Consider the following 22,440-nt stretch of genomic DNA (forward strand, 5'->3'; position numbering starts at 1 on the left):
AAACAGAAAGCAAAATTATGCCAGAGGCAGAAAAAATGAAAGTAACATTTCTGGGAACCGGAACTTCTACCGGGGTACCCGTAGTGGCTTGCAATTGCGAAGTATGTAAAAGTACCGACCCACGCGACAAACGTTTCCGCACTTCGGCTATGATTACGGTGGGAGATACCAATATTGTGATAGATTGTGGCCCTGATTTTCGCTTCCAGATGCTTAAACAAAATGTAGAAAATATTGAAGCTATAGTTTTTACCCATCAGCACCGCGATCATATTGCCGGACTCGATGATATAAGAGGTTTTAATTATATTCTTAATAAAACCATGGATATTTACGGCGCCCAGCAGGTTTTAGAAGGCATACGTACCGAGTTTCCTTATATTTTTACCGAGACACGCTTTTTTGGTGCACCGCAGATATGTATGCACACCATAACCAATACACCTTTTAATATTAATGGCATCAAATTTATTCCCATAGCAGTAATGCACGATAAACTTTCCATTTTTGGCTACCGTATCGGCAATTTTACCTATATAACCGATGCAAGTTTTATTTCGGAACAGGAGAAGGAAAAGATAAAAGGCTCGGAAGTGATTGTGCTGAATGCTTTGCGTAATTCAAAACACGTTTCTCATTTTTCATTATCGGAAGCTGTGGCGCTTATTGACGAACTGCAGCCCCGTGAGGCTTATCTTACCCATATCAGCCATTTTCTCGGGTTGCACGAAACCATTAACAAACGCCTTCCACAGCATATTCGTCTTGCACACGATAACCTGAAGATTGAAATTTGATTAAAAATTACTTTTAAAATGTAATTACTGTGTATTGATGATAAAAAAAAGAATGATTACATTGTTTAATAAATTTCTTAATACTTTAGTAAATAATTTATATTGCTATATTTTTGTTTTTTTGATTGTAGCTCTTTCGTTTTTGCCAATGATAAATGCCTTAAAATGTGGATTTGTCAATTTGGACGATAATATTTATATTTATGAGAATAGCTTGATAAGACATTTGTCATGGAACACTTTTTTTAATTTTTTTTCGGGCAATATCGGGCAATATCCTCCATTGGTAATGTTTATTTATTCAGTAATTTACCATTATTTTGAGCTTAATCCTTTTTATTATCATTTTGTTAACCTGTTACTGCATACCTGTAACAGTGTATTGGTTTTTATCTTTATTTACCGGTTCCATCATAAGTTGATTGCCGCCACAATTACGGGTTTGTTGTTCGCAGTTCACCCTTTACATGTGGAATCGGTTGTTTGGGCTACAGAATTAAAAGATGTTTTATATACATTTTTCTTCATTGGTGGTTTACTGGCATATCAAAGCTATAGTTTTACCAATAAAAAAATAAAATATTTAATAATTTCTTTTTTCTTTTTTGTGTTTTCTTGTTTTTCAAAAGGAATGGCAGTGGTATTTCCCTTAATATTATTATTGATTGATTATTTAATTGATGGAAAAATAAATTGGAAAAAATTGCCCGGAAAAATTCCTTTTTTCGTATTTGCATTATTTTGGGGATATTTAACATTTATTACACAGAATGAAACAGGTGCGGTGGGACACATTAATTCCGTAGCCCAACGACTTTTCATTGCATGTTATGGATTTCTGTTTTATATAGTTAAAATGGTTGTTCCCATAAATCTTTCTGTTTTTTATCCTGCAAAAATCCAGGCTGGAGTATCTTTACCGTTTATTTACCTGGTTTCTCCGGTTTTTTTATTAATGCTAATATTGATTGTTTTATATTTTGCAAAATATTCTCATATTATTATATTCGGTTTTCTTTTTTATTTATTTACTGTAATATTGATATTGCAATTAATTCCTGTGGGTTTTCAGGTTACTGCTGAAAGATATTTCTATCTTTCGTCAGTTGGATTGTTTATGATAGTCGGCTATATGATAGACTATTGTATTCGGTATTTTAAAAAACATAAATATATTATATTGGGTGTTTCTGGTATTGTTATTTTGCTTTTGGCGATAAAAACAGATCGTCAGACAAAAATATGGAAAAATAGCCTGAGCCTTTGGAATAATGCATTATATGATGCAGGAAACTATTCAGATTATGCATTTGTATATACCAATAGAGGAGATGCTTACGGTAATCTTGGAGATTATAACAGCGCACTCCGGGATTATTCAAAAGCTATTGAACTTGACCCGGGGTTTGAAAATGCTTTAAATAACCGGGGAGTAATTAAGGGTATATTGCGGGACTATGAAGGTGCAAAAATAGATTTTGATGCCGTTCTTGCATTGCATCCTGACTATGTTAAGGCATTAAATAACCGTGGAAATATCTACAGATTCTTAGGAGATTTTCCCCATGCATTTCAGGATTTTTCCAAAGCCATAACTATTAAACCGGATTACTGGGATGCGTATCTTAATCGGGGAATAATCAGCTATTTTTCCGGCAATTTGTTTTCTGCCTGTGCCGATTGGAAAAAAATAAAAAATGCCGGATCCCCGATTGCCGACGAATTATTATTGAAATATTGTAATTATTAATTACTCGTTCAGGAAAACACACAGGTAAAGTTGTTAGCTGATAAAAACTTTTGTTTTATCAGGTCAGTGTACTATTATGGATTGAAATTCCATGCATTAGCGTTTTAAAATCCGAAAAATGACCTTTTTTTCAGGTGATACCAATCAGGATGGGTTTATTGACGGTGGCAATTTGAGCCCTGTTGACAACGATGCTGTCGGATTCGTGATGGGTTATCTTGCTTCCGACATCAACGGCGACGGTTTTGTTTACAGTGCCGATATGACAATTATTGATAACAATGCGGCTGATTTTATATCTGTAATAACTCTTTAACCTTAAAGTCCATAAATATCATAATAATCATTACTAACAAGCTTTTTATACGGTAATAGCAATTCGCTACCAAAGGTTTTTTTAAGGATAATGATATACCGGGCACCCTGTTGCTGCAAACCCGTGATGAAAGTGCTGTCGGATATTTGTGCATTAAAGGCAATCCAGCCTTTGCGGTGTGCGAAATACATGGGAGTGGGGTAGGCTCCGCTGTTGATAACAACAAGATCATTTTTACCCGAAATTTTGTCCATATCTTGTTCTATGTTCACTAGTGTTTTGTCTTTCTTTTTAATTCTGAAATCATGTTGTTGGTTGGCTATTCCCTCGGCAGCCACCGCAAGTAGTAATACTACTGCAAGCCATTTTATATTAATTTGAGCGATACCATAACCGCCTGTGAGCGCCATAACCGGTACAAAGGGTATCATATAATACGCATGGTGCGTAAATGTACTGCCTGCCTTGATAATAACAATAAAAAATGTCGCAAAGACCAATAGCAGCAGGGTTGTTAATAATTTATTATGTTTTGCAATGGCAAAATACACGCCGAGGATAAATACGGCAAAACCCGAAAACTTCATGGCATTTTCATAAAACTGCGAAAGTGTTAACGGCAGTTCGGCAATAATTTCCCTGAAACCTGTAATTGCATTTTTCCCCATGAAAAAATGCTGAAATCCATATTGCTCCACTAAGTAAGAAACCCAATATCCGTACCAAAATCCCACAGGAATAAGCAATAGCAAACCCGCTATGGCAAAAATAATTTTTGCAGATATTTCATACTTCGTACTGAAAAAAAGCGGTAAACCCACCACAAGAACGCATACGGCAGGTAGCTTTGACAAAATTCCGGCGGAACATAGCACCACATATCCCACAAGAGATGTCCATTTTCGTCCTCCTTCGAAAAACCGAATGCCACAATACACCCCTGCAAGAGTGAGCGAAACCGAAAAAGTGTCAGGCATTATTTTCCGTGAATAGGCAAACCAGATGGAACAAAGCAGCAGAATGGTAGAATTAAAAGCAGTTTTGTATCCAAAATACTTCATAACAAGCCGGTAAAAGAAGTAACATCCCAATCCTGAAACAATAAGGTTGATAATCCGCCCGTACCAGTGTGCATAGCCAAAAAGCAGCGAAACTGCGTAAATCAGGTAATTCAGCAATGGAAATTCCATGCCCGTGACACCACTTTTGTTCCCGGCAAAATCAACACGCGGATAAAAAATATTCGCATCGTTTTCGTAAAAGTTGCGGGCAACCATAGTTACTGTGGTTTGTCGCCAATTGTGGGCAACTTCGAGAGGCGGGTTGGTAATACCGTAAAGACGAAGCAAGCAGAAAAAAATTATCCAGAAACGAATGTCTTCCAGCAGGCTTTTAATCCGATTACTATGCATGGGTAAGAGAATTTATTATTTGCAAAATATTTAAGTAAAAACGAGTAAATATTATTTTTCGCATCAAATGTAAACAGGTTTTGAAAAACAGAAAAACATTACTTGCCAAATCTGCTTACTTTTGTCCCGAAACAAGGCGATATGAACATATTTTTAGCGGAGCAGCTTTCCAAATCATTCGGGGAAAAAGAATTATTCAGCAATATCACTTTCGGTATAGCCGAAGGACAAAAGGTAGCGCTTATCGCTCGCAATGGAACAGGAAAAAGCACTTTGCTGCGGATCATCGCCGGGAAAGAAACAGCCGACACAGGAACAATTACCTTTCGTAAACAACTGAAAGTGGCTTACCTCCCGCAGCTTCCCTTGTTCAGAGAAAGAAACAGTGTGCTTGCCGAACTGTTCAATACAGGAAGTGATGTGATGCAGGCTATCAGCGCTTACGAGCATTGTCTTTGGCTGAGCACTGTTTCTGCATCGCATGTTCAAAACGATTTGCAAGATGCCATCAACCGGATGGATGCGCTTAATGCCTGGGATTACGAAGCAAGGGTGAAAGAAATTCTCACCCGTTTCGAAATTACTGACCTTGATCAGCAGGTAAGTACTTTGTCAGGCGGGCAGCGGAAAAAACTTGCCCTTGCCAAAACCCTGCTCGAAAATGCAGATTTGCTCATTCTGGACGAACCTACCAATCATCTCGACATTAACATGATCGAACACCTTGAAGACTACCTTTCGCGCCAGCGCCTCAGCTTGCTACTGGTTACCCACGATCGTTATTTTCTTGACTCCGTTTGTGATGAGATTCTCGAAATGGAAGAAGGAAATATTTACCGCTACAAAGGCAATTATTCCTATTTTCTTGAAAAAAAAGCCGAACGCGAAGCCATAGAGGCTACCGAAAAGGAAAAAGCACTTAACCTGTACCGCACCGAACTCGAATGGATGCGCCGGATGCCCTCGGCAAGAGGAACCAAGGCAAAAGCACGTAAAGATGCTTTTTATGAATTGCAGGAAAAAGCAAACCGTTCGCATTCAAAAAATGACTTTGAACTGAATATTTCCATGAACCGTTTGGGCGGAAAGATTCTTGAGATAAATAATATTTGCAAAAGTTATGGCGAAAATACCCTTATTTACGACTTCTCATATACCTTCAAAAAGGGCGACCGCATTGGCATTATCGGGAAAAACGGCGTGGGAAAAAGCACCTTGCTCAACCTGCTGAGTGCAAAGGAACGACCCGACAATGGGCGTATTGTTGCCGGGCAAACGCTCGTTACCGGATATTATTCGCAGGAAGGATTCCTGCCCAAAGAGGACAAAAGGGTGATAGACCTGGTGAAAGACATAGCCGAAGAAATCCCGATGGGAAAATCCACCATTTCTGCTACACAATTTCTACATTATTTTGGGTTTAGTTATACATTGCAGTACAATTACTTTTCCCTGCTGAGCGGGGGCGAAAAGCGAAGATTGTATCTTCTGATGCAGCTCATTAAGCGTCCTAATTTTCTTATCCTCGATGAGCCTACCAACGACCTTGATGTGTTTACCCTTGCCTTGCTTGAAAATTTTCTGATCGCCTTCGAAGGTTGCCTTGTCATCGTTTCACACGATCGCTTTTTCCTCGACAAACTCGTTGACCATGTATTTGTCTTTGAAGGAAACGGGAAGATAAAAGACCATTATGGCAATTATTCCGACTATTACCGGTGGAAAATTGCAGAAGATAAGCGAAAACGTCTGCAGGAAAAATCAACACCTAAAGAAAACCAGCCGGTAAAACAGGTTGTTGCTGCCGGTACTAAACCAACCTACAAACAGCAAAAAGAATACGAAGCCCTTACGCAGGAAATTGCCGCCCTCGAAGCCGAAAAACACCAACTGGTGGAAAGGATGAACTCAGGAGCAGAATCTGTTGCCGGCTTGCAGGAACTTTCGTGCCGTTTTGCCGAAATAGAAAAACTGCTTGCCGAAAAAGAAGACCGCTGGTTGCAACTGGCAGAGTTGTTTTAATTTAATGTCTTTAGTTCAAAGTTCCCGATTTGAGTGTATAGGTATAAAATTGTCGTTTGCAATTAATCATTGATCATTAATAATTAACCTTTAACCATTTCCCTCTAAAAGATACCCTTATCGTGTTTACATATGGCAAAATTATGCTTCTAAACTTTTTCTCACGAAATTTGCCTCATGGAACAAAACAATCTCATTCGCATCAGCAATGCTTCGGAAAACAATCTGAAATCGGTTAGTATTGATATTCCTAAGAATAAACTGATACTGGTTACCGGCGTATCTGGTTCGGGAAAGTCCTCTTTGGTGTACGATGTGATCTATCGTGAAGCCGAAAATCGCTATCTCGGTTCTTTTTCTTCTTATGCATTGCAATGGATGGGCAAGATGAGACACCCGGCTGTGGAGAGCATCCGTGGATTGCAGCCTGCCATTGCCATTGACCAAAAATCGCTGTTGCGAAATCCCCGTTCTACTGCCGGAACCATTACCGGACTTTACGACATGCTTCGTCTGCTTTTTGCCCGTTTGGGAAAAACAGAGAATGCACATGATTTTAAGATAGAAAGGAGCCTTTTTTCCTTTAATTCTCCTGCCGGTGCATGCCCGGTATGCAATGGTTTGGGTGTGGAAGACCGTCTGGATCCGGAACTGATCGTCGCCGACGAAAATAAGAGTCTTCGCCAGGGTTGCATGGTGATAACGGCACCCAACGGCTACATCATTTATTCACAGGTTACAATGGATGTTTTGGATCAGGTTTGCCATGCCGAGGGTTTCTCTGCCGATATTCCCTGGAAAGATCTTGCGCCGGAACAGAAAAACATTATTTGGTATGGAAGCGATAAAATTGAGATTCCTTACGGAAAACATACCCTTGAGTCGCGTATGCGGTGGACTGGCATTACTGCAAAACCTCGCGAAACCGGCTATTACAAAGGTATCCTTCCGGTGATGGAAACCATTCTTAAACGCGACCGGAACAAAAACATACTGCGTTTTGTGCGTTCGGTAAAATGCAATGCCTGCCACGGAACCCGGCTGAATGATAACGCCCTTTCGGTAAAGATTCATGGCTATTCCATTGCCGATCTTGCTGCTTTGCAATTGGATGAGTTGCAGCAGGTACTCAACGAATTAGTTTTTGATGAACAGGAGAAACAAGTGGCCTGGCCGGTAATTTATCAGATGAACAAGATAATAGATTTGCTGAAAAGGCTGGGATTGGAATATCTTTCCCTTGACCGTGAGTCAACAACTTTGTCGGGTGGCGAAGCCCAGCGTCTTCGGCTGGCTACCCAGGCTGGGACAGGCTTATCGGGTTTGCTTTATATTTTTGATGAACCTTCTGTCGGTCTGCATCCCCACGATACCAATCGTTTGATAGAAGTGCTGGAAGGACTTCGCGATAAGGGTAATACAGTGATGGTGGTGGAGCACGAGGAAGCTTTCATCCAACATGCCGACTGGCTGATTGACATCGGTCCTGCTGCCGGCGATGATGGCGGTCAGGTGCTATTAAATCTTCCGGCAACGGAAATAAATAACCTTCCTGAATCAGAAATACACAAAAGCTGTACGTTATCTTTTTATAAAGGTTTGAAAAAGATAGAAGTACCAGCCAAACGCCGCCAGGGAAATGGCTGGCTCGAAATAAAAGGTGCGGAAGAAAACAACCTGAAAAATATCGATGTGCGTTTTTTACTGGAAGCGTTGAATGTAGTTTCCGGAGTTTCTGGGGCTGGTAAATCTACACTTACCGTAAAAATTCTTGGAAATTTTCTGCGTAACAAGTTGCACGGAGCCAGAGAACTTTCCGGGAAATTCCGTTCCATTACCGGCTGGGAAAATATTTCCAAGGTAATTACCATTGACCAGTCACCCATTGGGCGTACACCAAGAAGCAATCCTGCCACCTACACGGGTATGTTCGATTACATTCGCGACCTTTTTGCTTTTCTGCCGGAGGCTAAAGCCAAAAATCTGGGAAAAGGGATGTTCTCTTTTAACACTACAGGCGGAAGATGTGAAAGCTGCCAGGGAGCAGGCTATCAGGAAGTAGGGATGCACTTTATGGGCAATGTGGAGATACTTTGTGAAGAATGCAATGGCCGGCGTTTTGGCAACGACACTCTTGCTGTTGGCTATAAAGGAAAAAATATTTCGGAGATTCTCGATATGTCAGTGTCCGAAGCCTGTAATTTTTTTACTGACCAACCGAAGATTTTCCGTTATGTCAAAACAATGGATGCCCTTGGGTTGGGCTACTTACGCTTGGGACAGCGTTCGTCCACACTTAGTGGTGGCGAGGCGCAACGGATTAAACTGGCTTCCGAATTGGCCAGGCCGCAGTCGGCGCATACACTTTATATTCTCGACGAACCTACCACCGGACTACATCAGGCAGATGTGAATCGTTTGTTGAAGGCTCTACATGCTCTTGTCGACCAGCAGAATACAATCATTCTGATTGAACATCATCTTGGAATGATAGCTGCTGCCGATCATGTAATAGATTTAGGTCCCGGTAGTGGCAGAAAAGGTGGCACAGTAGTCGTTTTCGGGACACCGGATGAAGTTGCAGCCTGCAACAAGTCTTTAACGGGTCAGGCTTTAAAACGATACTTTTCTCCTCCGTTGCCACCTGTTTTTTCTGATAAAAAAAGAAAAGAGCCGGCTTTGGAGCAGTTGAAGTTTACCGGCATTACCACCCATAACCTTCAGCATATTGATATTACCATTCCTCATAACAAGATTACTGTACTTACCGGCGTTTCCGGGAGCGGGAAATCATCTTTTGCCTTCGACACCCTCTTTGCTGAAGGTAAGAACCGTTTTATGGAGAGCTTTTCTCCTTACCTGCGTTCGCAGATGGGAATGCAAAACAAGGCTGATTTTGAAGAAGTGTCGGGATTAACACCCGTTATTGCCATTGGCCAGCGTGAATTGCATGTTAATCCTCGTTCTACGGTAGGCACTCTTACAGGTATTTATGATCTTTATCGTTTGCTGTATTCAAGGGTAGCCCAGACGGTTGAAGGAGAAAGTGCCGGTTTATCGTCTATGTTTTCATTTAATCATCAATCCGGTGCCTGTAAACATTGTGGAGGGCTTGGCGTAAAAATCGTTTGCGATCCAGCGTCTTTGATTACACATCCTGAAAAATCCATTGTAGATGGTGCAATGGACGGTACCAAAACCGGCAAGTTTTATGGCGATCCTTACGGACAATATATAGCAACACTTCAAACCGTTGGCCAGAAATTTGGTTATGATTTTTCCAAAGCATGGAGTGCACTTTCGGAAAAGGAAAAACAGGTTGCTTTGTATGGTACCGGAGAAGAGGAGTATGAAATTACATGGAATTTCAAGCGGAACAATACTACCGGGGAGCATCATTTTAAAGGGAAATGGCCGGGATTTACCACTTTGGTGGAAGAAGAATATGATCGCAAACATGCCGATCATCGCGGGCAAAGCATGCTTTCGCTGATGAAAGAAGTGAATTGTCCGGAATGCAACGGCGCAAGGTTGCAAAGAGAGTCTCTTCGGTTTATTCTTGATGGGATTAATATTGCTGAATTAGCTTCTTATCCCGTGGAAGAAGCTCTTACTTTTTTCCATCATCCTTCCCGTTTGCAGGGGTCGCAAAAGCAACTTTCTCAAACTCTCTGCCGGGAAATTATCCGCAGACTGGAAAATCTTCAATCCCTTGGATTATCCTACATTAGCATGCATCGTAGTGCCCATTCTCTTTCGGGCGGGGAAGCCCAGCGGGTACGTCTTGCCGCCCAGCTTGGCAACGGGCTTACCGGCATCACTTATGTTTTGGACGAGCCAACGGTAGGCTTGCATCCTTCGGATGTTTTGCAACTGATGAAGATTATCCGTCAGTTGCAGCAGTTAGGAAATATCATCGTCATCGTTGAACATAATAAAGAAGTTATTCTTGTCGCTGATCATGTTATTGAACTTGGACCCGGTGCCGGACGAAATGGTGGAAAAATCGTTGCCGAAGGCAGCCCTGAAATGATTAGAATTCATCCGGATTCGGTTTCTGCAAAATATCTTAACGAAAAAATATCTTTGAAAGCTGGCACATCAGCAAATTTGCAGCCTGGCATCGTTATCCGCAAAGCCAATGCCAATAATCTGAAAAATATAGATGTAGAAATTCCTTCTGGGGGGATGATTGTGATAACCGGCGTTTCCGGTAGTGGAAAATCCACCCTCGTTTATGATGTTTTGTATGCTTCAAAAGAAAAAAACAGAGCCTGCGGATGTGCTTCGGTGGAAGGACTGGAACGTTTTCAGCGTATTGTAGCGGTGCAGCAGAAGTCGCAGATTTCTTCTTCCACAGGAACTCCCGCAACCTATGCCGGTATTTTTGACCATATTCGTGATATTTTTGCGGCTACCGACGATGCCAAACGACTTTCTTTACGAAAAAACCATTTTTCTTTTACCGAAAAAGCCGGCTGGTGCGAAACCTGTCAGGGGAGAGGAAAGGTAAAAGTTAGCATGGATTTTCTTTCGGATGTATGGCGGGTGTGCGACGATTGCCAGGGTAGTCGTTACCGTGCCGAAGTACTTTCCTGTCTTTATCACGACAAAAACATTGCACAGGTGTTGGAAATGACCATGCAGGAAGCGGCAGATTTTTTTGCCGGGCATAAAACGCTGGCTACACAGTTTGCCATGCTTCAAAAGGTAGGGCTGGGCTATCTTCAACTTGGGCAGGCACTGGATACCCTTTCCGGAGGTGAAACACAACGGCTTACCCTTGCCACCGAACTAATGAAAACAGCTAAAGGATCTTCACTATATTTACTCGATGAACCTTCTACCGGGCTGCATTTCTGTGATGTAGAATACCTGCTTGCCCTTTTCAGGGAGTTAGTTGCCAAAGGACATACTCTTATTGTTATCGAGCATGATCCGCAAATTATTTTGCAAGCTGATTATGTGATTGACCTGGGACCCGGTGGTGGTAACAACGGCGGATACCTGATTGCTCAGGGCAGGGTGGAGGATATTATTGTCTGCGAACAAAGCGTTACCGGGAAAATCCTAAAAAATTGCTTAAATATTTAATTTCTGTTTATTTCTTTTACAAAATGAAAAAATCTATTCATTTCCAATCGGGATGCTTTTTCATTCGGAACATAGCGGGTGTGGTTCTGAGTATAGCCCAACCGGTTTGTAATTTTTTTAATAAAAGATTGTCCATTGCTTCTTTCTATTTATTTTTGCAAACGGAAACAATGGACGAGTTTGGTTCCTTTAGCATTAACTTTCACGAAGGTACAAAGGCATCATTGCAACATGTTCGGTTCTTCTAACAGGTTAGGAAAATAGATTCTCATTCTATAAATAAGGGTTCGAGCCCCTTACCGAATACAATATCTAAAATAACAGGCATTAAACCAGTCTTCTACAAAATTTTCCTTTTTGTAAATCATGCCTGAGGGCACGTAGCTGCGAATTTTGCGTAACCGGTAATTCCTCTTTGTTAAGCAAGTGCTTCCTTATTAGGTTTAAATGTTGACCCCAGTATAATTCTCGAATAATAAATATAATATCTGTGAGAGGATAAAAGTGCAATAAGGAATAAAACAGCAAATATTAATGATATAAACCACTGAATGCCGGGCATAGGCAGGTTTGTGGGAAATGCCAGTAACAAAGGAATTACCACAAGAAAACTTAGTGATAAGTTCCTCGAAAAGATGTATAACATAAAAAATGATTCAATTTGTTCTTTCTGATAATCCTGACACTCTCTGAAATCCTGGTTTTTCGCAGTCTGGAATATGTAATTTATTATTTCCTTATTTTTCATTATATGTCCATTTTTGAAGTACTCAAAGTCTTTTTCTTTACAGTTTGAATTTTTTGCGGCAGTATAACACAAATCTTCCAGTATTTTTCTATGATGCGCAAGACTGATACCACAAGTTTTGCCATCCTGCAACAGGTAAAAAGAAGGTTGTTGCACCTTATTACTTTTAACCAATAAATACTCAAGAAAGTCGGCAATGAAATCAATCAGTACACCAATAATGAAAGAAAGAAAAATAAATACCACCAACCAGATTTCTTCTAAATCGCCGGCACTTGAAATGGAGTTAAGAATGCTTTTATCAAGTAAAAAAATCACGGCGCCAAGAATCAGGCTTCCGTGGATAATTTGCAGCAATAAATTTTTATAACTGAATCCTGACATGACTTAGGGTGTTAGGTTAATATTATGTAAGTTAAAAATTATGCTTCTGTTTTGTCGGTGTGCATTTTTAGTACCTTGGTTTATCTTTTATTTCGTTATAATAGTCTTCTAATCCTACTTCACGGATTTTGTGATGTATTGTCAACCACCGCTGGTATAAATTTTCGTCAAACCCGGTATTGCTACACGGAAAGTCGGTACATTCATAACAGTAATCCACTCCTTTTGTCTTACAGCATTGTTTTACCTTGCAATCTTTAAATAGTTGACATTCCTGCTTGCGGCATCCCTGGCAACTCCCTTTTGACAAAAGATCAAGTACTTCCTTAAAGCCAGGGTATTTGTCAAAGACGGGTTCTTCCAGCAGGCTTACAAATCTTTTTGCATAGTTGTCGAAAGCACCAAGGTTGTTTTTCAATTGTTCGGCACAAAACCTTATTGGACCTTTATCGTATGCAAAGCACTTTTCGCAAAACAATCCGCAGTAACCCAGTTTATCATTTAAACCTGTTTCCATTTATTTTCTGCATTTTATTATGTATCCATTATTTTCAAAATGATAACTTATATCTTCAAAACCAACGGATTTTAATTTGTCCAAAACCTCTTCTATAGTATATTTATTAAAGATATCGTCTTTGGTAAATTTCATTTTGTTGATATAATCCTTATGAGCCATATACATACAAAGTACGCCATCTTCTTTTAGCAATGTTTTTATCTTCAAAAACGGCTCCTCCAGTTTATCCCAAAAGTAGATAACATTTAAGCAAAAAACTTTATTGTAGCTATCCGGAGCCATTTCTGTGCTTAAAAAATTTCCGTAAAACAATTCGGCTTTTTTACTTTCGATATATTTTTTGTTCCTTTTTGTAGCTTCTTTAAACATTAATTTTGAAAAATCAATCCCCGATATGAAACAATCGTAATTTGATAATATCTTGTCCACTCCAATTCCATGTCCGTACCCTATTTCCAGTATCCTGTCGTTTTGCTTAATTTCCAGTTCGGGTATTACCTGATCATATTCAATGGTGTTATTCTTTATCATTATACGGGATGTGATTTTCCCCAATAATCCTGTTGGTTTTCTGAACTGGTTACCGATTAACCTTAGCATATCTGTTATTTTTTATGTGGTAAACAATAGTTCCCTTTTTTGCCTAAAGCCATTCTATTTTTGTCAGATACAATTAAACCTTTATTTAGTACGAAGTTTGCAACTTCGCACCACAGGGAGTATATGGGTCTGATAGTTGTCAGTTTTACTTTCCAAAGATAAATTTTATTCTTTATATATGTTTCCGTCATCTTTCTTTTATTAATACCCTGAGTTCGAAATATGTTATACATTTGTCTGATGATAAACCATTAGGATTTTAATGATACATAACATCTGTATAACCCACGCTGAGCATATTTTCACTCCCGCTCATTTCTTTAAAAAATTCATAATTCCTTCCATTCTTATTTAGCTTTTGGCTTTTAGCTTTTAATGGAATTATATCCCGATGACTATTGCGAACACTCAGCGGGGATAAACCGTTAAAAACCGTTTCGTTTTTTGTTCCAATTTTCCATAGCCCATGGTTTAAACCATGGGCTATGGAATGCCAAAACCATATTTTTAACGGATTTATCCATTTTTGTTATTTTTTTCTGCTGAACGTAATTCCACTTCCGCTCATTTCTTTAAAAAATTCATAATTACTTCCATTCTTATTTAGCTTCTGGCTTTTAGCTTTTAGTGGAATTACATCCCGATGACTATTGCGACCACTCAGCCGGGGCTGCCAGATTGTGTGCCTTTTATATAAAAATCATTAGTTAAGTTAATAAGTCCAATATATTGTCCAGTTATCAGATAACACTTTGTATATTCATTTTCATCTAAATCATTTGGACAAACCTTGCTGAGCGTAATTTGTAATCCCCACCTCAGCCTTATAAAATTTGTACTTTTCTCTTTCCATTTGTTTTATTTTGCTTTCTTCCTTTTTATTCTGCGGAAAAACAATTTCAGCTATGTTCCGAGCGGAATTGCAAATTCCGCTCAGCCGGGGGCTGCCATATGTTATAGCAATTTTTATTTATCATTAATACCTAATTCTTAAATGTTTGATTGTTTTTCATCTAATGCTATTCTTGCTTGTTCATTTATACCATCAAAATAATTGATTAATTTTATCATATTATTTTTTAGATTTTTTAATCCAATTGTAATTTGAGGTAATGAATAATTTACTTCATTATTCCCACGATTTGGTTTGTTAAAGGGATAACGAAATGAATAAGAGCCTTTATCCAAATTATCAATCTCTGAAATCATATTTTCAACTGCATTATTTGTTTCAATACAATCGTTTTTTAAATTTTCATCATAAGAAATATAACGCTTTTCGATTTTAGGTCTTAAATCTTTCCATAAATCGATTAAAGAATGTTCAGTTGGAAAGCCAATTTCATCTGAAAAACTATTTCCATCTGTAATGTTTTCAAAACGAATTGTATCTTTAATAATAATTTCTAAATGATGCCTAAATAGAAAAACAATAGGATAAATTAAACTATCTAATTTTAACCAATTTATTTTATTATCGTTTAAAAGTTTATCTAACAATTCTATCGAAGCGTTTTTGTATCCTTCTGCAATTAAAAATAATGCTTGGTCATTATTTAGCCCTTTTGTCATATTTATTGAAGAATAATCATAATTCATTCCTGACTTTTCTTGAAATAATTTATCTGTTATTTTTAATTTTTCTTCCATAAATTTTTTTATTTGCTATAACTTTTATAAGCTCTGACAAAATGATCCCCCCTGCCTCACGGAATTTGCAATTCCGCTCGGAACGCTAGAAAATTTGCACTTTTCTCTTTCCATTATTTATTTTATAGTTGTTAACGGCATTGTTTTCCCGCTCATTGTTGTTTTCAAATCTTCAAATCATCTAATCTTCAAATTAACTAATTTTCAAATTTTCAAATCATCCAATTTTCAAATCAATTTTAAACTGGAGGCTTAGCGTCGCCTACTTCTTCATTTTTCTTGTGCCAGCCGCCTATTACTCTTGCATTGGAATATTCGAGATAGAAATCGGGATGACTTTCTTTGTATATCAGCATCATTTTATCCAAACGTTCATCGAGCAGGGTGTCGCATTCGTCGTACAACACCAGCATTTCTTTCCTGATGCTTTTATCTGCCTTGCGCACTTCGCGAGGGGCTGAAATCAGTTCATCGAAAGCTGAAGTATATTGGTTCAATATGGTCAATTGGTTGGCGGGCATGTTATAGGCAAGCAATTTATCCAAAATTGGTTCGGCTGCTTTGCTTATGCCTGCGCAACGGTTGTAAATTTCTATTTCGTTGCCTTTGGCTAATTCGCTTTTGGTGAAATCAAATTTTGCTTTCAAGCCTGAGTCTTTTATCTGGCTGGCATAGGCTGTGCCTATTCCGCTTACTATCAGTGCAGCCCCAAGCATCTTCTGGCACATTTGTTTTTTTTCTTCGCTTACGCTTTGCGATCCTTTCAAACTCAGACCTTTTTCGTCTATTTCCTTCATATTGGCGTCAAGGTTGTTTATCTCTGTTTTAAATGGCTCGGATGTATCCCATATGGCTCTATATCCAAATAATACTGCCAGTAAATTACGATACATTTTCAGTTTTCTTACTAATAGATCTTTCATAATAAAATTTTTTAAAAAAATTAATAAAAATGGTTATTTGTATTCTTTTTTAATGGATTAAAAAATTTCTTCATAAAATTAATACTTTTCCCTTAATAATTATTCTCACTTATGCAAAAAAAAATTCATTTTTTTAAAATATTTTTCATTTTTTAACATTATAATCACATAATCAATTTGATATAAGTTAATAAAGAAATGATTTTTTTCTTTTTGAATAAATATTTTTTTTTGAACTGAATAATTTATGATTTAAAAATGATATAAAACCCGTTTATAATATTACAAATAGCCATGCCGGGGTATAAATAGCTCTTTTGAGGTTTATAAAATAATCTTGTCAGGGATTTAAAATCCTGACAGGATTTAATGAAATCTGAACAGATATTCTGAAACCTATTTGAACAGTTCTAAAATCAATTGACAAATTCTAAAACCTATTTGAACAGTTCTAAAACCTATTTGAAATGTTTTAATATCTATTCACTTATTCTAAAACCTATTTGAAATCTGCCACTATGTCTTTGCAAGCATCTAAAACCTATTCAAAATGTTTCAAAATGAATTCAAAATGTTTTAAAACCTATTTCAAATGTTTTAAAATCTATTCATCTATTCCAAAACCTATTTGAAATCTGCCACTATGTCTTTGCAAACATCTAAAACCTATTTAAGATGTTCTAAAACTGATTCAAGATGAGCCCAAATTCATTCAAAATAAGGCTAAATATATTCAAGATGATGTAAAATGGATTTAAAGAAACATCAAATAAATTTTAGCGACAATAATCAAATTCTATTAATGTCTCTTGATTTTTAACCAAACGTAAAACCGAAAACTACAAACTTGAAAACGAATAACCAGCATCTTGAAACTCTCTATAATCTTGTAACCTTGTATTTGGCTTCACGCTGATTTGCTTTTCTGATCCATTCGGGGATGACAATCTTTTTAAACTCGGCTTTTTCTTTGTGCAGTTTAGCCATATCCAGCCCGATAAGTTTCTGTGCCTTTTCCTTGGTGGTAATGTCGGGGTAGGGGATATCTTTGTTAATACCGTGTTTCATCAGCACTTTGGCAAGCAGCAGACGTGCCTGCTGGGCTTTTTCAATAGAATGGCCAAGCATACGTGCAAGCTCCAGCGGAGCATGGAATGAGTTGCCATGACCAGCAGCAGCGTAATCCCATCTCCATTGCGACTGGCGGATGAGTTGCAACACGGGTTTCATCTCGGCTTCGGTGGCTCCGGCATCCCAGGCAGCTTTGGCTTCCATGTGTGCACGCACCAGCAGCTCTTCGGCTTTGTCGCGCACTTCTTTCACCTTCTTCTGGCGGTCGTAAACATTCTGCCGCAGTTCTTCTTCACTTTCGCGATGACAAACCTGGCAGGAGTTGGCAATATTATTCAGCGGACTTTGTATGTGATGGTCGGTAAATTTCTTTCCGCCTGTGGCGTAATAAGGCATATGACAATCGGCACACGAAACGCCACGCTGGGCATGAATTCCTGTCATGAATACTTCATAATCCGGATGCTGTGCTTTCAGCATAGGTGTATGGCTGAGGGAATGTGTCCAGTCGGTGAAGTTGGATTCGTCATAATATTTCTCCACAGAATCCACCGTAAAGCCTTTGTCCCAAGGGAAGGTGAGATATTTTTCGGATCCTTTAAAATAATATTCCACATGACATTGTGCACATACCAACGAACGCATCTCTTCCTGAGAAACTTTAGTGATATCTTTTCCGCGGCGTTCAAAAGCTTCAATGAGTGCCGGACGGGAGATGCGCAGGTTCATCGTTTGTGCATCGTGGCAGTCGGCACAGCCTATCGGGTTTACGATTTCGCTCCCCTTGCTGTTCCATTTCCCTTTATAGAAGTTGGCAATGCCGTTTTGACTCATCAAGCGTGGCACATCCGGACTCTTACAAGTCCAGCAGGTGTTGGGTTGTGAACCGGAAGTATCGGAAAGGGAAGCCCCTGTGCGCAGGGTATTCCGGATGTCGTCAATAGCATACCAATGTCCCCGGCTTTGGCTGTATTCTTTTGAAAATGCGTAACCAGCCCAAAGTACTACTAAGCGGGGGTCTTCTTTCAGCATATCAATGGGCGCATTGCCGTTGAATAAACTCCGGAATGAAGTGTCGGACGTTTGTTGCCAGCTTTGATATTCCGAAGGAAAGTTTTCGCCCCAAATGGCACTTCTTGGTTCCATTTGCGACATTTTTACCACTGGTTTGTAGGCATAAACGGCTTCTGCTCTTCTTTCCATGATAGAAGAAGCCAACAATCCAAGCAAAAATACTACGATGATGGTGATACCAAACAATCCCCAGCCTTTCCAGGGTTTTTCTTTGATTTGCTGCGCTAATGGTTTCATATAAAGTTAGAATTATGAGTTGAAAAGAATGAGTTTATGACTTGATTTTATTAATTTTTTATATATAATGATGTCGGCTGATCAATAAAAATTATATTAGCTTCCGATAATAGTTCCAGCCAATAAGATGTTTCGTTGCATTCTTCCAATATACCTAATTTAGAAATAAAATTTGGTACCGAACATTCTACACTCTCACTTTGCATTTCTTTTTCTTTTAAATTCAGACTTTATTTCTTTCTTCAGCCAATCCGGTACCGGACTTTCCGGTCTTGGTGCAAAGGCATAGGGTGTACTTGCCAGGCTGTGAACTCTTCCGTGGGGTGTTTCGCGATGACATTCCCAGCAGAGGCGTTCTTCCTCTTTTTCCTCCTCTTCAGAATCTTTTCGCAATACCGAAGCTACCAGCATTTTTTCGTTGTCAACGGCATCTGTGTGGCAACGTTCGCAGTTTTCCTTAATTACTTTTATGCTTGCCTCTTTGGCATGGATTACCTGTGGCTCGGCACGCAAAGTAAAGATAGAAGCGTGGTATAAGCCGTCTTTGGCTTTAAAAAAATATTTGTTGAAGACGTTGTTATGCGGAACGTGGCATTCGTTGCAATTGGTGATGTGTTTGTGAGAGCTATGCGACCAGGTTGCATATTCTGGCGTCATGATGTGGCAGTTAACGCATGCCTGCGGATCGTCGGAAAGATAAGACCATGCTCTGGAAGTGTAAAAAATATAAGCGGAGAAACCTGTAAAAATCCCCAATGCAATAATCACAGGAACACGCCATTGAGGAGGAGGGGTAAAAATTTGGATAATTTTCTTGATCATATACCTGTGATGCAAAAACTATTGAATTATTGAATGTAATTCAGTACTTCATATACCGCAAATATATGCAATTATTTCAATTCTCTATTGAAATCTATTAATTTAATACCGGTTTGAAAGGTGAAAAAATTAATGAGCAAGAAGTTTAATTACAAGAACTTTAAAATCCTTTTCCGATTTGTTTTCCAGCCCTCGTTGTGTACCTGAAGCAACGCGAGTGCACGAATTGGCTTCCAGCAGACATTGTTCTTTATCGCAATCAAGCATTGCTTCACCTTCTATGGCATAAAATACTACGTCGAAAGGATTGCTGTGTGCAGGGATGATTTTCCCGGGTTGCAGGGTAAGATGGATGACTTCCACATCTTGACCTTTCCACATGATTTTACCATTAATATCCGTCGGAACCGATGAAGCTTCTTTTAGTTTTGTAATTTGCATGGGGAAAAATGTTGGATTATTTAGCATTTATTTCATCGAGTATTGACTGAATATCATCAATACATCCGCCACAAACTGTTCCGGCAGTAGTTTCTTCCTGGACTTGTTCTACGGTGGTAAGGTTCTTTTCGCGGATAGCATTAACTATTGTTCCTTTTGTAATTTCGTTGCAAGTGCAAATTATTTCGTCTTCCATTTTCTTCAGGATTTTATCATGGTGAGTATCATCTTGAAATTTTCCATAGCTTTAACCGCATGTGGGTTATTTGCCGGCATAATTATGCTGTTTCCTGTTTCCAGAAAATGCGATTTTCCGTTGATGATAATTTCAGCTTTGCCATCAACAACTTGAACCAATGCATCAAATGGAGCTGTATGTTCGCTGAGTTCCTGTCCTTTGGCGAAAGAAAAAAGGGATACATTTCCGGTTTCTTTCTTCATGATGGTTTTGCTTACGATAGCATCCGAAGCATAATCTATGATGTTGCCGAAGCTGAAAATGGTTGCTTTATCAAATTCTTTGTAATCCATGTTTTTAGTTATTGAGGAATTAGTTATTAAGAGATTATGTTATTAGTTGGCATTGATTTAGAGTTAAGTTGTTGTTGAGCAAATAGTATATACGCTCCATAGCCCAACAACAAAATAACTAATTAACCAATTAATTAAGGAATAATTTCATGTCTTCGTCCACGGTGGTGATTCCGGCAATGCCGAAGTTTTCTACCAGTACTTTGGCAACATTTGCCGAAAGAAAGCCTGGCAGGGTAGGACCGAGGTGAATGTTTTTCACTCCCAAATAAAGTAGTGCAAGTAAAACTATCACAGCCTTTTGTTCGTACCATGCAATGTTGTAGGCAATTGGAAGTTCATTTATATCGTTCAACTGGAATACTTCTTTCAGTTTAAGGGCAATGAGAGCGAGGGAGTAACTATCGTTGCACTGTCCGGCATCCAGTACGCGGGGAATTCCGCCTATGTCGCCCAGGGGCAGTTTATTGTAACGGTATTTTGCACAACCTGCGGTAAGAATAACTGTGTCTTTCGGTAGTTTTTCGGCAAATTCGGTGTAATAGTTGCGGTCTTTCATGCGTCCGTCGCAACCAGCCATCACAAAGAATTTACGGATAGCTCCTGATTTAACAGCTTCTACTACTTTGTCTGCCAAAGCAAATACTTGTTCATGAGCAAATCCGCCAACAATTTCTCCGGTTTCAATTTCGGTAGGAGGAGCACAGGTTTTAGCATGGGCTATAATCCCCGAGAAGTCTTTTGTTTTACCGTTTTCACGGGAAGGGATGTGTTTGAAGCCAGGGAATCCGGCAGCACCTGTGGTGTAAACCTTGTCTTTGTAAATTGCATTAACCGGTGGAGGTACAATACAGTTAGTTGTAAACAAGATGGGTCCATTGAAAGTTGCAAAATCTTCTTTCTGATGCCACCAGGAACTGCCGTAGTTTCCAACAAAATGTTTGTACTTTTTAAAGGCAGGATAGTAATTTGCGGGAAGCATTTCACTGTGTGTGTAAACGTCCACGCCGGTACCTTCAGTTTGAGCAAGCAGTTCTTCCATATCTTTAAGGTCGTGGCCGCTGATAAGGATACCAGGATTATTCCTTACACCAATGTTCACTTTGGTGATTTCCGGATTTCCATAGCTTGTGGTATTGGCTTTGTCGAGTAAAGCCATGGCGGTAACTCCCATTTTTCCGCATTCCAAAACCAGGGCTACCAACTCGTCAGCATTCAGCTTGTTGTTAAGTGTTTGTACGAGCCCGTGTTGCATAAAAGCGTAGAGTATAGGATCTTCGTAACCTAAATTATAGGCATGTTCGGCATAAGCAGCCATCCCTTTGATTCCGTAAGTGAGGAGTTCGCGTAACGAACGGACATCTTCATTTTCGGTAGCAAGTACGCCCACCGATTTTGCTTTTTCTTCCATGGCTTCCACCGTATCTGCCTGCCAGGTTACGCAGTCGTGCGGAGGCAGTGATAAGCTAACGCCAGCTTTTTCAACAGTTTCTTTCATCTTAGCGCGCAATGCAAAAGCTTCTTTAATTCTTTTTACAAAAGCTTCGCGATCAAAATTGGCATTGGTAATAGTAGTAAACAGGCTTTCCATCACAAAATGGTTAACCTCTGCATTTTCTATTCCAGCCTGACGGGCAGCAACGCCGTAGGTTGAAATTCCTTTCAGCGTGTACATCAGAAGGTCCTGAAGATTGGCAACATCTTCGGTCTTTCCGCAAACTCCTTTTAAGGTACAGCCGGTTCCTTTGGCTGTTTCCTGACATTGAAAACAAAACATACTCATGGTAATTTTAGATTTAAGATTTAAGATTTTTTATCACATTAGTATTTTTTATAACCATTCTTCTTTCAGTACTTCTCCCTGGATACTTACAATTATTTGCTTTACAGTAATTTTACGCTCTGCTTTAAGTAGTGCAAGTTGTACCATTTGCATTAATCCGCTGCAGCATGGCACTTCCATCATCATAACTGTAAGAGTATTTATTTGGGATATACTTATCATTTCTGCTATCTTTTCTATGTATGATTCTTTGTTGGAATCCAGT

17 protein-coding genes and 1 pseudogene are annotated in these 22,440 nt (G+C 39.1%); 5 read left to right on the forward strand and 13 right to left on the reverse strand.

All coding sequences use genetic code 11. The annotated features are described in order from the left end of the window. The first annotated feature begins 35 nt into the window (after window positions 1-35). The 3 genes from M0R21_06575 to M0R21_06585 all read left to right on the forward strand — a co-directional run bounded on the left by M0R21_06575 (window position 36) and on the right by M0R21_06585 (window position 2,863). Window positions 36-797, forward strand: a complete 762-nt coding sequence (locus tag M0R21_06575; GenBank protein ID MCK9617486.1) for an MBL fold metallo-hydrolase — start codon at window positions 36-38, stop codon at window positions 795-797. 52 nt (window positions 798-849) lie between these two features. Further along, window positions 850-2,547 carry a tetratricopeptide repeat protein gene (locus M0R21_06580; protein ID MCK9617487.1) on the forward strand — a complete coding sequence of 566 codons (1,698 nt, stop codon included), beginning with the start codon at window positions 850-852 and terminating at the stop codon, window positions 2,545-2,547. Window positions 2,548-2,665: 118 nt separating this feature from the next. Further along, window positions 2,666-2,863, forward strand: a complete 198-nt coding sequence (locus tag M0R21_06585; GenBank protein MCK9617488.1) for a hypothetical protein — start codon at window positions 2,666-2,668, stop codon at window positions 2,861-2,863. A 2-nt stretch (window positions 2,864-2,865) separates the two neighbouring features. Here the strand turns inward: M0R21_06585 and M0R21_06590 are convergent, their stop codons facing one another. After that, window positions 2,866-4,275 (reverse strand): glycosyltransferase family 39 protein, encoded by a 1,410-nt coding sequence (locus M0R21_06590; GenBank protein ID MCK9617489.1) that lies wholly within the window; start codon window positions 4,273-4,275, stop codon window positions 2,866-2,868. Window positions 4,276-4,416: 141 nt separating this feature from the next. On the opposite strand from M0R21_06590, the gene M0R21_06595 reads away from it, so the two are divergent. Both M0R21_06595 and uvrA read left to right on the forward strand, forming a co-directional pair. Continuing rightward, window positions 4,417-6,297 (forward strand): ABC-F family ATP-binding cassette domain-containing protein, encoded by a 1,881-nt coding sequence (locus M0R21_06595; protein MCK9617490.1) that lies wholly within the window; start codon window positions 4,417-4,419, stop codon window positions 6,295-6,297. Window positions 6,298-6,474: 177 nt separating this feature from the next. Beyond that, window positions 6,475-11,391: an excinuclease ABC subunit UvrA gene (gene uvrA / locus M0R21_06600; protein MCK9617491.1), complete on the forward strand. Its 4,917-nt coding sequence runs from the start codon at window positions 6,475-6,477 to the stop codon at window positions 11,389-11,391. A gap of 418 nt (window positions 11,392-11,809) precedes the next feature. Here uvrA and M0R21_06605 read toward each other — a convergent pair whose 3' ends face one another. The 12 genes and pseudogenes from M0R21_06605 to M0R21_06660 form a co-directional block, all read right to left on the reverse strand. Next, on the reverse strand, window positions 11,810-12,523 hold the full coding sequence (locus M0R21_06605) for a hypothetical protein (GenBank protein ID MCK9617492.1): 714 nt from the start codon (window positions 12,521-12,523) through the stop codon (window positions 11,810-11,812). Between the two features lie 67 nt (window positions 12,524-12,590). After that, the gene (locus tag M0R21_06610; GenBank protein MCK9617493.1) at window positions 12,591-13,040 is read right to left on the reverse strand and encodes a DUF3795 domain-containing protein; all 450 of its coding nucleotides are present in this window, start codon (window positions 13,038-13,040) and stop codon (window positions 12,591-12,593) included. Continuing rightward, window positions 13,041-13,643 (reverse strand): class I SAM-dependent methyltransferase, encoded by a 603-nt coding sequence (locus tag M0R21_06615; GenBank protein MCK9617494.1) that lies wholly within the window; start codon window positions 13,641-13,643, stop codon window positions 13,041-13,043. A gap of 990 nt (window positions 13,644-14,633) precedes the next feature. After that, entirely contained in the window at window positions 14,634-15,293 is a 660-nt protein-coding gene (locus tag M0R21_06620) for a hypothetical protein (protein ID MCK9617495.1), read from the reverse strand. Window positions 15,294-15,532: 239 nt separating this feature from the next. Continuing rightward, window positions 15,533-16,216, reverse strand: coding sequence for a hypothetical protein (locus tag M0R21_06625; protein ID MCK9617496.1), 684 nt, complete (start codon window positions 16,214-16,216; stop codon window positions 15,533-15,535). A gap of 879 nt (window positions 16,217-17,095) precedes the next feature. Then, a complete protein-coding gene (gene nrfA, locus M0R21_06630) occupies window positions 17,096-18,598 on the reverse strand; it encodes an ammonia-forming cytochrome c nitrite reductase (protein MCK9617497.1) in 1,503 nt (500 codons plus the stop codon). Between the two features lie 195 nt (window positions 18,599-18,793). After that, a complete protein-coding gene (gene nrfH, locus M0R21_06635) occupies window positions 18,794-19,420 on the reverse strand; it encodes a cytochrome c nitrite reductase small subunit (GenBank protein MCK9617498.1) in 627 nt (208 codons plus the stop codon). Window positions 19,421-19,549: 129 nt separating this feature from the next. Then, window positions 19,550-19,861: a cupin domain-containing protein gene (locus tag M0R21_06640; GenBank protein MCK9617499.1), complete on the reverse strand. Its 312-nt coding sequence runs from the start codon at window positions 19,859-19,861 to the stop codon at window positions 19,550-19,552. 16 nt (window positions 19,862-19,877) lie between these two features. Further along, window positions 19,878-20,051, reverse strand: a pseudogene (locus M0R21_06645) ((2Fe-2S)-binding protein). 11 nt (window positions 20,052-20,062) lie between these two features. Beyond that, window positions 20,063-20,392, reverse strand: coding sequence for a cupin domain-containing protein (locus M0R21_06650; GenBank protein MCK9617500.1), 330 nt, complete (start codon window positions 20,390-20,392; stop codon window positions 20,063-20,065). Between the two features lie 130 nt (window positions 20,393-20,522). Further along, window positions 20,523-22,169: a hydroxylamine reductase gene (hcp, locus tag M0R21_06655; protein ID MCK9617501.1), complete on the reverse strand. Its 1,647-nt coding sequence runs from the start codon at window positions 22,167-22,169 to the stop codon at window positions 20,523-20,525. Window positions 22,170-22,223: 54 nt separating this feature from the next. After that, window positions 22,224-22,440: 4Fe-4S ferredoxin (locus M0R21_06660; protein ID MCK9617502.1), on the reverse strand; the 217-nt coding region annotated here is incomplete at its 5' end.

The organism is Lentimicrobiaceae bacterium (assembly GCA_023227965.1).
Taxonomy (GTDB): domain Bacteria; phylum Bacteroidota; class Bacteroidia; order Bacteroidales; family JALOCA01; genus JALOCA01.

Bases quoted from the DNA above. Each gene is read 5' to 3' on its own strand.
- M0R21_06580 (MCK9617487.1), top strand. From the start codon at position 850: ATGATTACATTGTTTAATAAATTTCTTAATACTTTAGTAAATAATTTA.
- nrfA (MCK9617497.1), bottom strand. From the start codon at position 18,598: ATGAAACCATTAGCGCAGCAAATCAAAGAAAAACCCTGGAAAGGCTGG.
- M0R21_06625 (MCK9617496.1), bottom strand. From the start codon at position 16,216: ATGAAAGATCTATTAGTAAGAAAACTGAAAATGTATCGTAATTTACTG.
- M0R21_06610 (MCK9617493.1), bottom strand. From the start codon at position 13,040: ATGGAAACAGGTTTAAATGATAAACTGGGTTACTGCGGATTGTTTTGC.
- M0R21_06585 (MCK9617488.1), top strand. From the start codon at position 2,666: ATGACCTTTTTTTCAGGTGATACCAATCAGGATGGGTTTATTGACGGT.
- M0R21_06650 (MCK9617500.1), bottom strand. From the start codon at position 20,392: ATGGATTACAAAGAATTTGATAAAGCAACCATTTTCAGCTTCGGCAAC.
- M0R21_06615 (MCK9617494.1), bottom strand. From the start codon at position 13,643: ATGCTAAGGTTAATCGGTAACCAGTTCAGAAAACCAACAGGATTATTG.
- M0R21_06590 (MCK9617489.1), bottom strand. From the start codon at position 4,275: ATGCATAGTAATCGGATTAAAAGCCTGCTGGAAGACATTCGTTTCTGG.
- M0R21_06605 (MCK9617492.1), bottom strand. From the start codon at position 12,523: ATGTCAGGATTCAGTTATAAAAATTTATTGCTGCAAATTATCCACGGA.
- M0R21_06640 (MCK9617499.1), bottom strand. From the start codon at position 19,861: ATGCAAATTACAAAACTAAAAGAAGCTTCATCGGTTCCGACGGATATT.
- M0R21_06620 (MCK9617495.1), bottom strand. From the start codon at position 15,293: ATGGAAGAAAAATTAAAAATAACAGATAAATTATTTCAAGAAAAGTCA.
- nrfH (MCK9617498.1), bottom strand. From the start codon at position 19,420: ATGATCAAGAAAATTATCCAAATTTTTACCCCTCCTCCTCAATGGCGT.
- M0R21_06595 (MCK9617490.1), top strand. From the start codon at position 4,417: ATGAACATATTTTTAGCGGAGCAGCTTTCCAAATCATTCGGGGAAAAA.
- M0R21_06575 (MCK9617486.1), top strand. From the start codon at position 36: ATGAAAGTAACATTTCTGGGAACCGGAACTTCTACCGGGGTACCCGTA.
- hcp (MCK9617501.1), bottom strand. From the start codon at position 22,169: ATGTTTTGTTTTCAATGTCAGGAAACAGCCAAAGGAACCGGCTGTACC.
- uvrA (MCK9617491.1), top strand. From the start codon at position 6,475: ATGGAACAAAACAATCTCATTCGCATCAGCAATGCTTCGGAAAACAAT.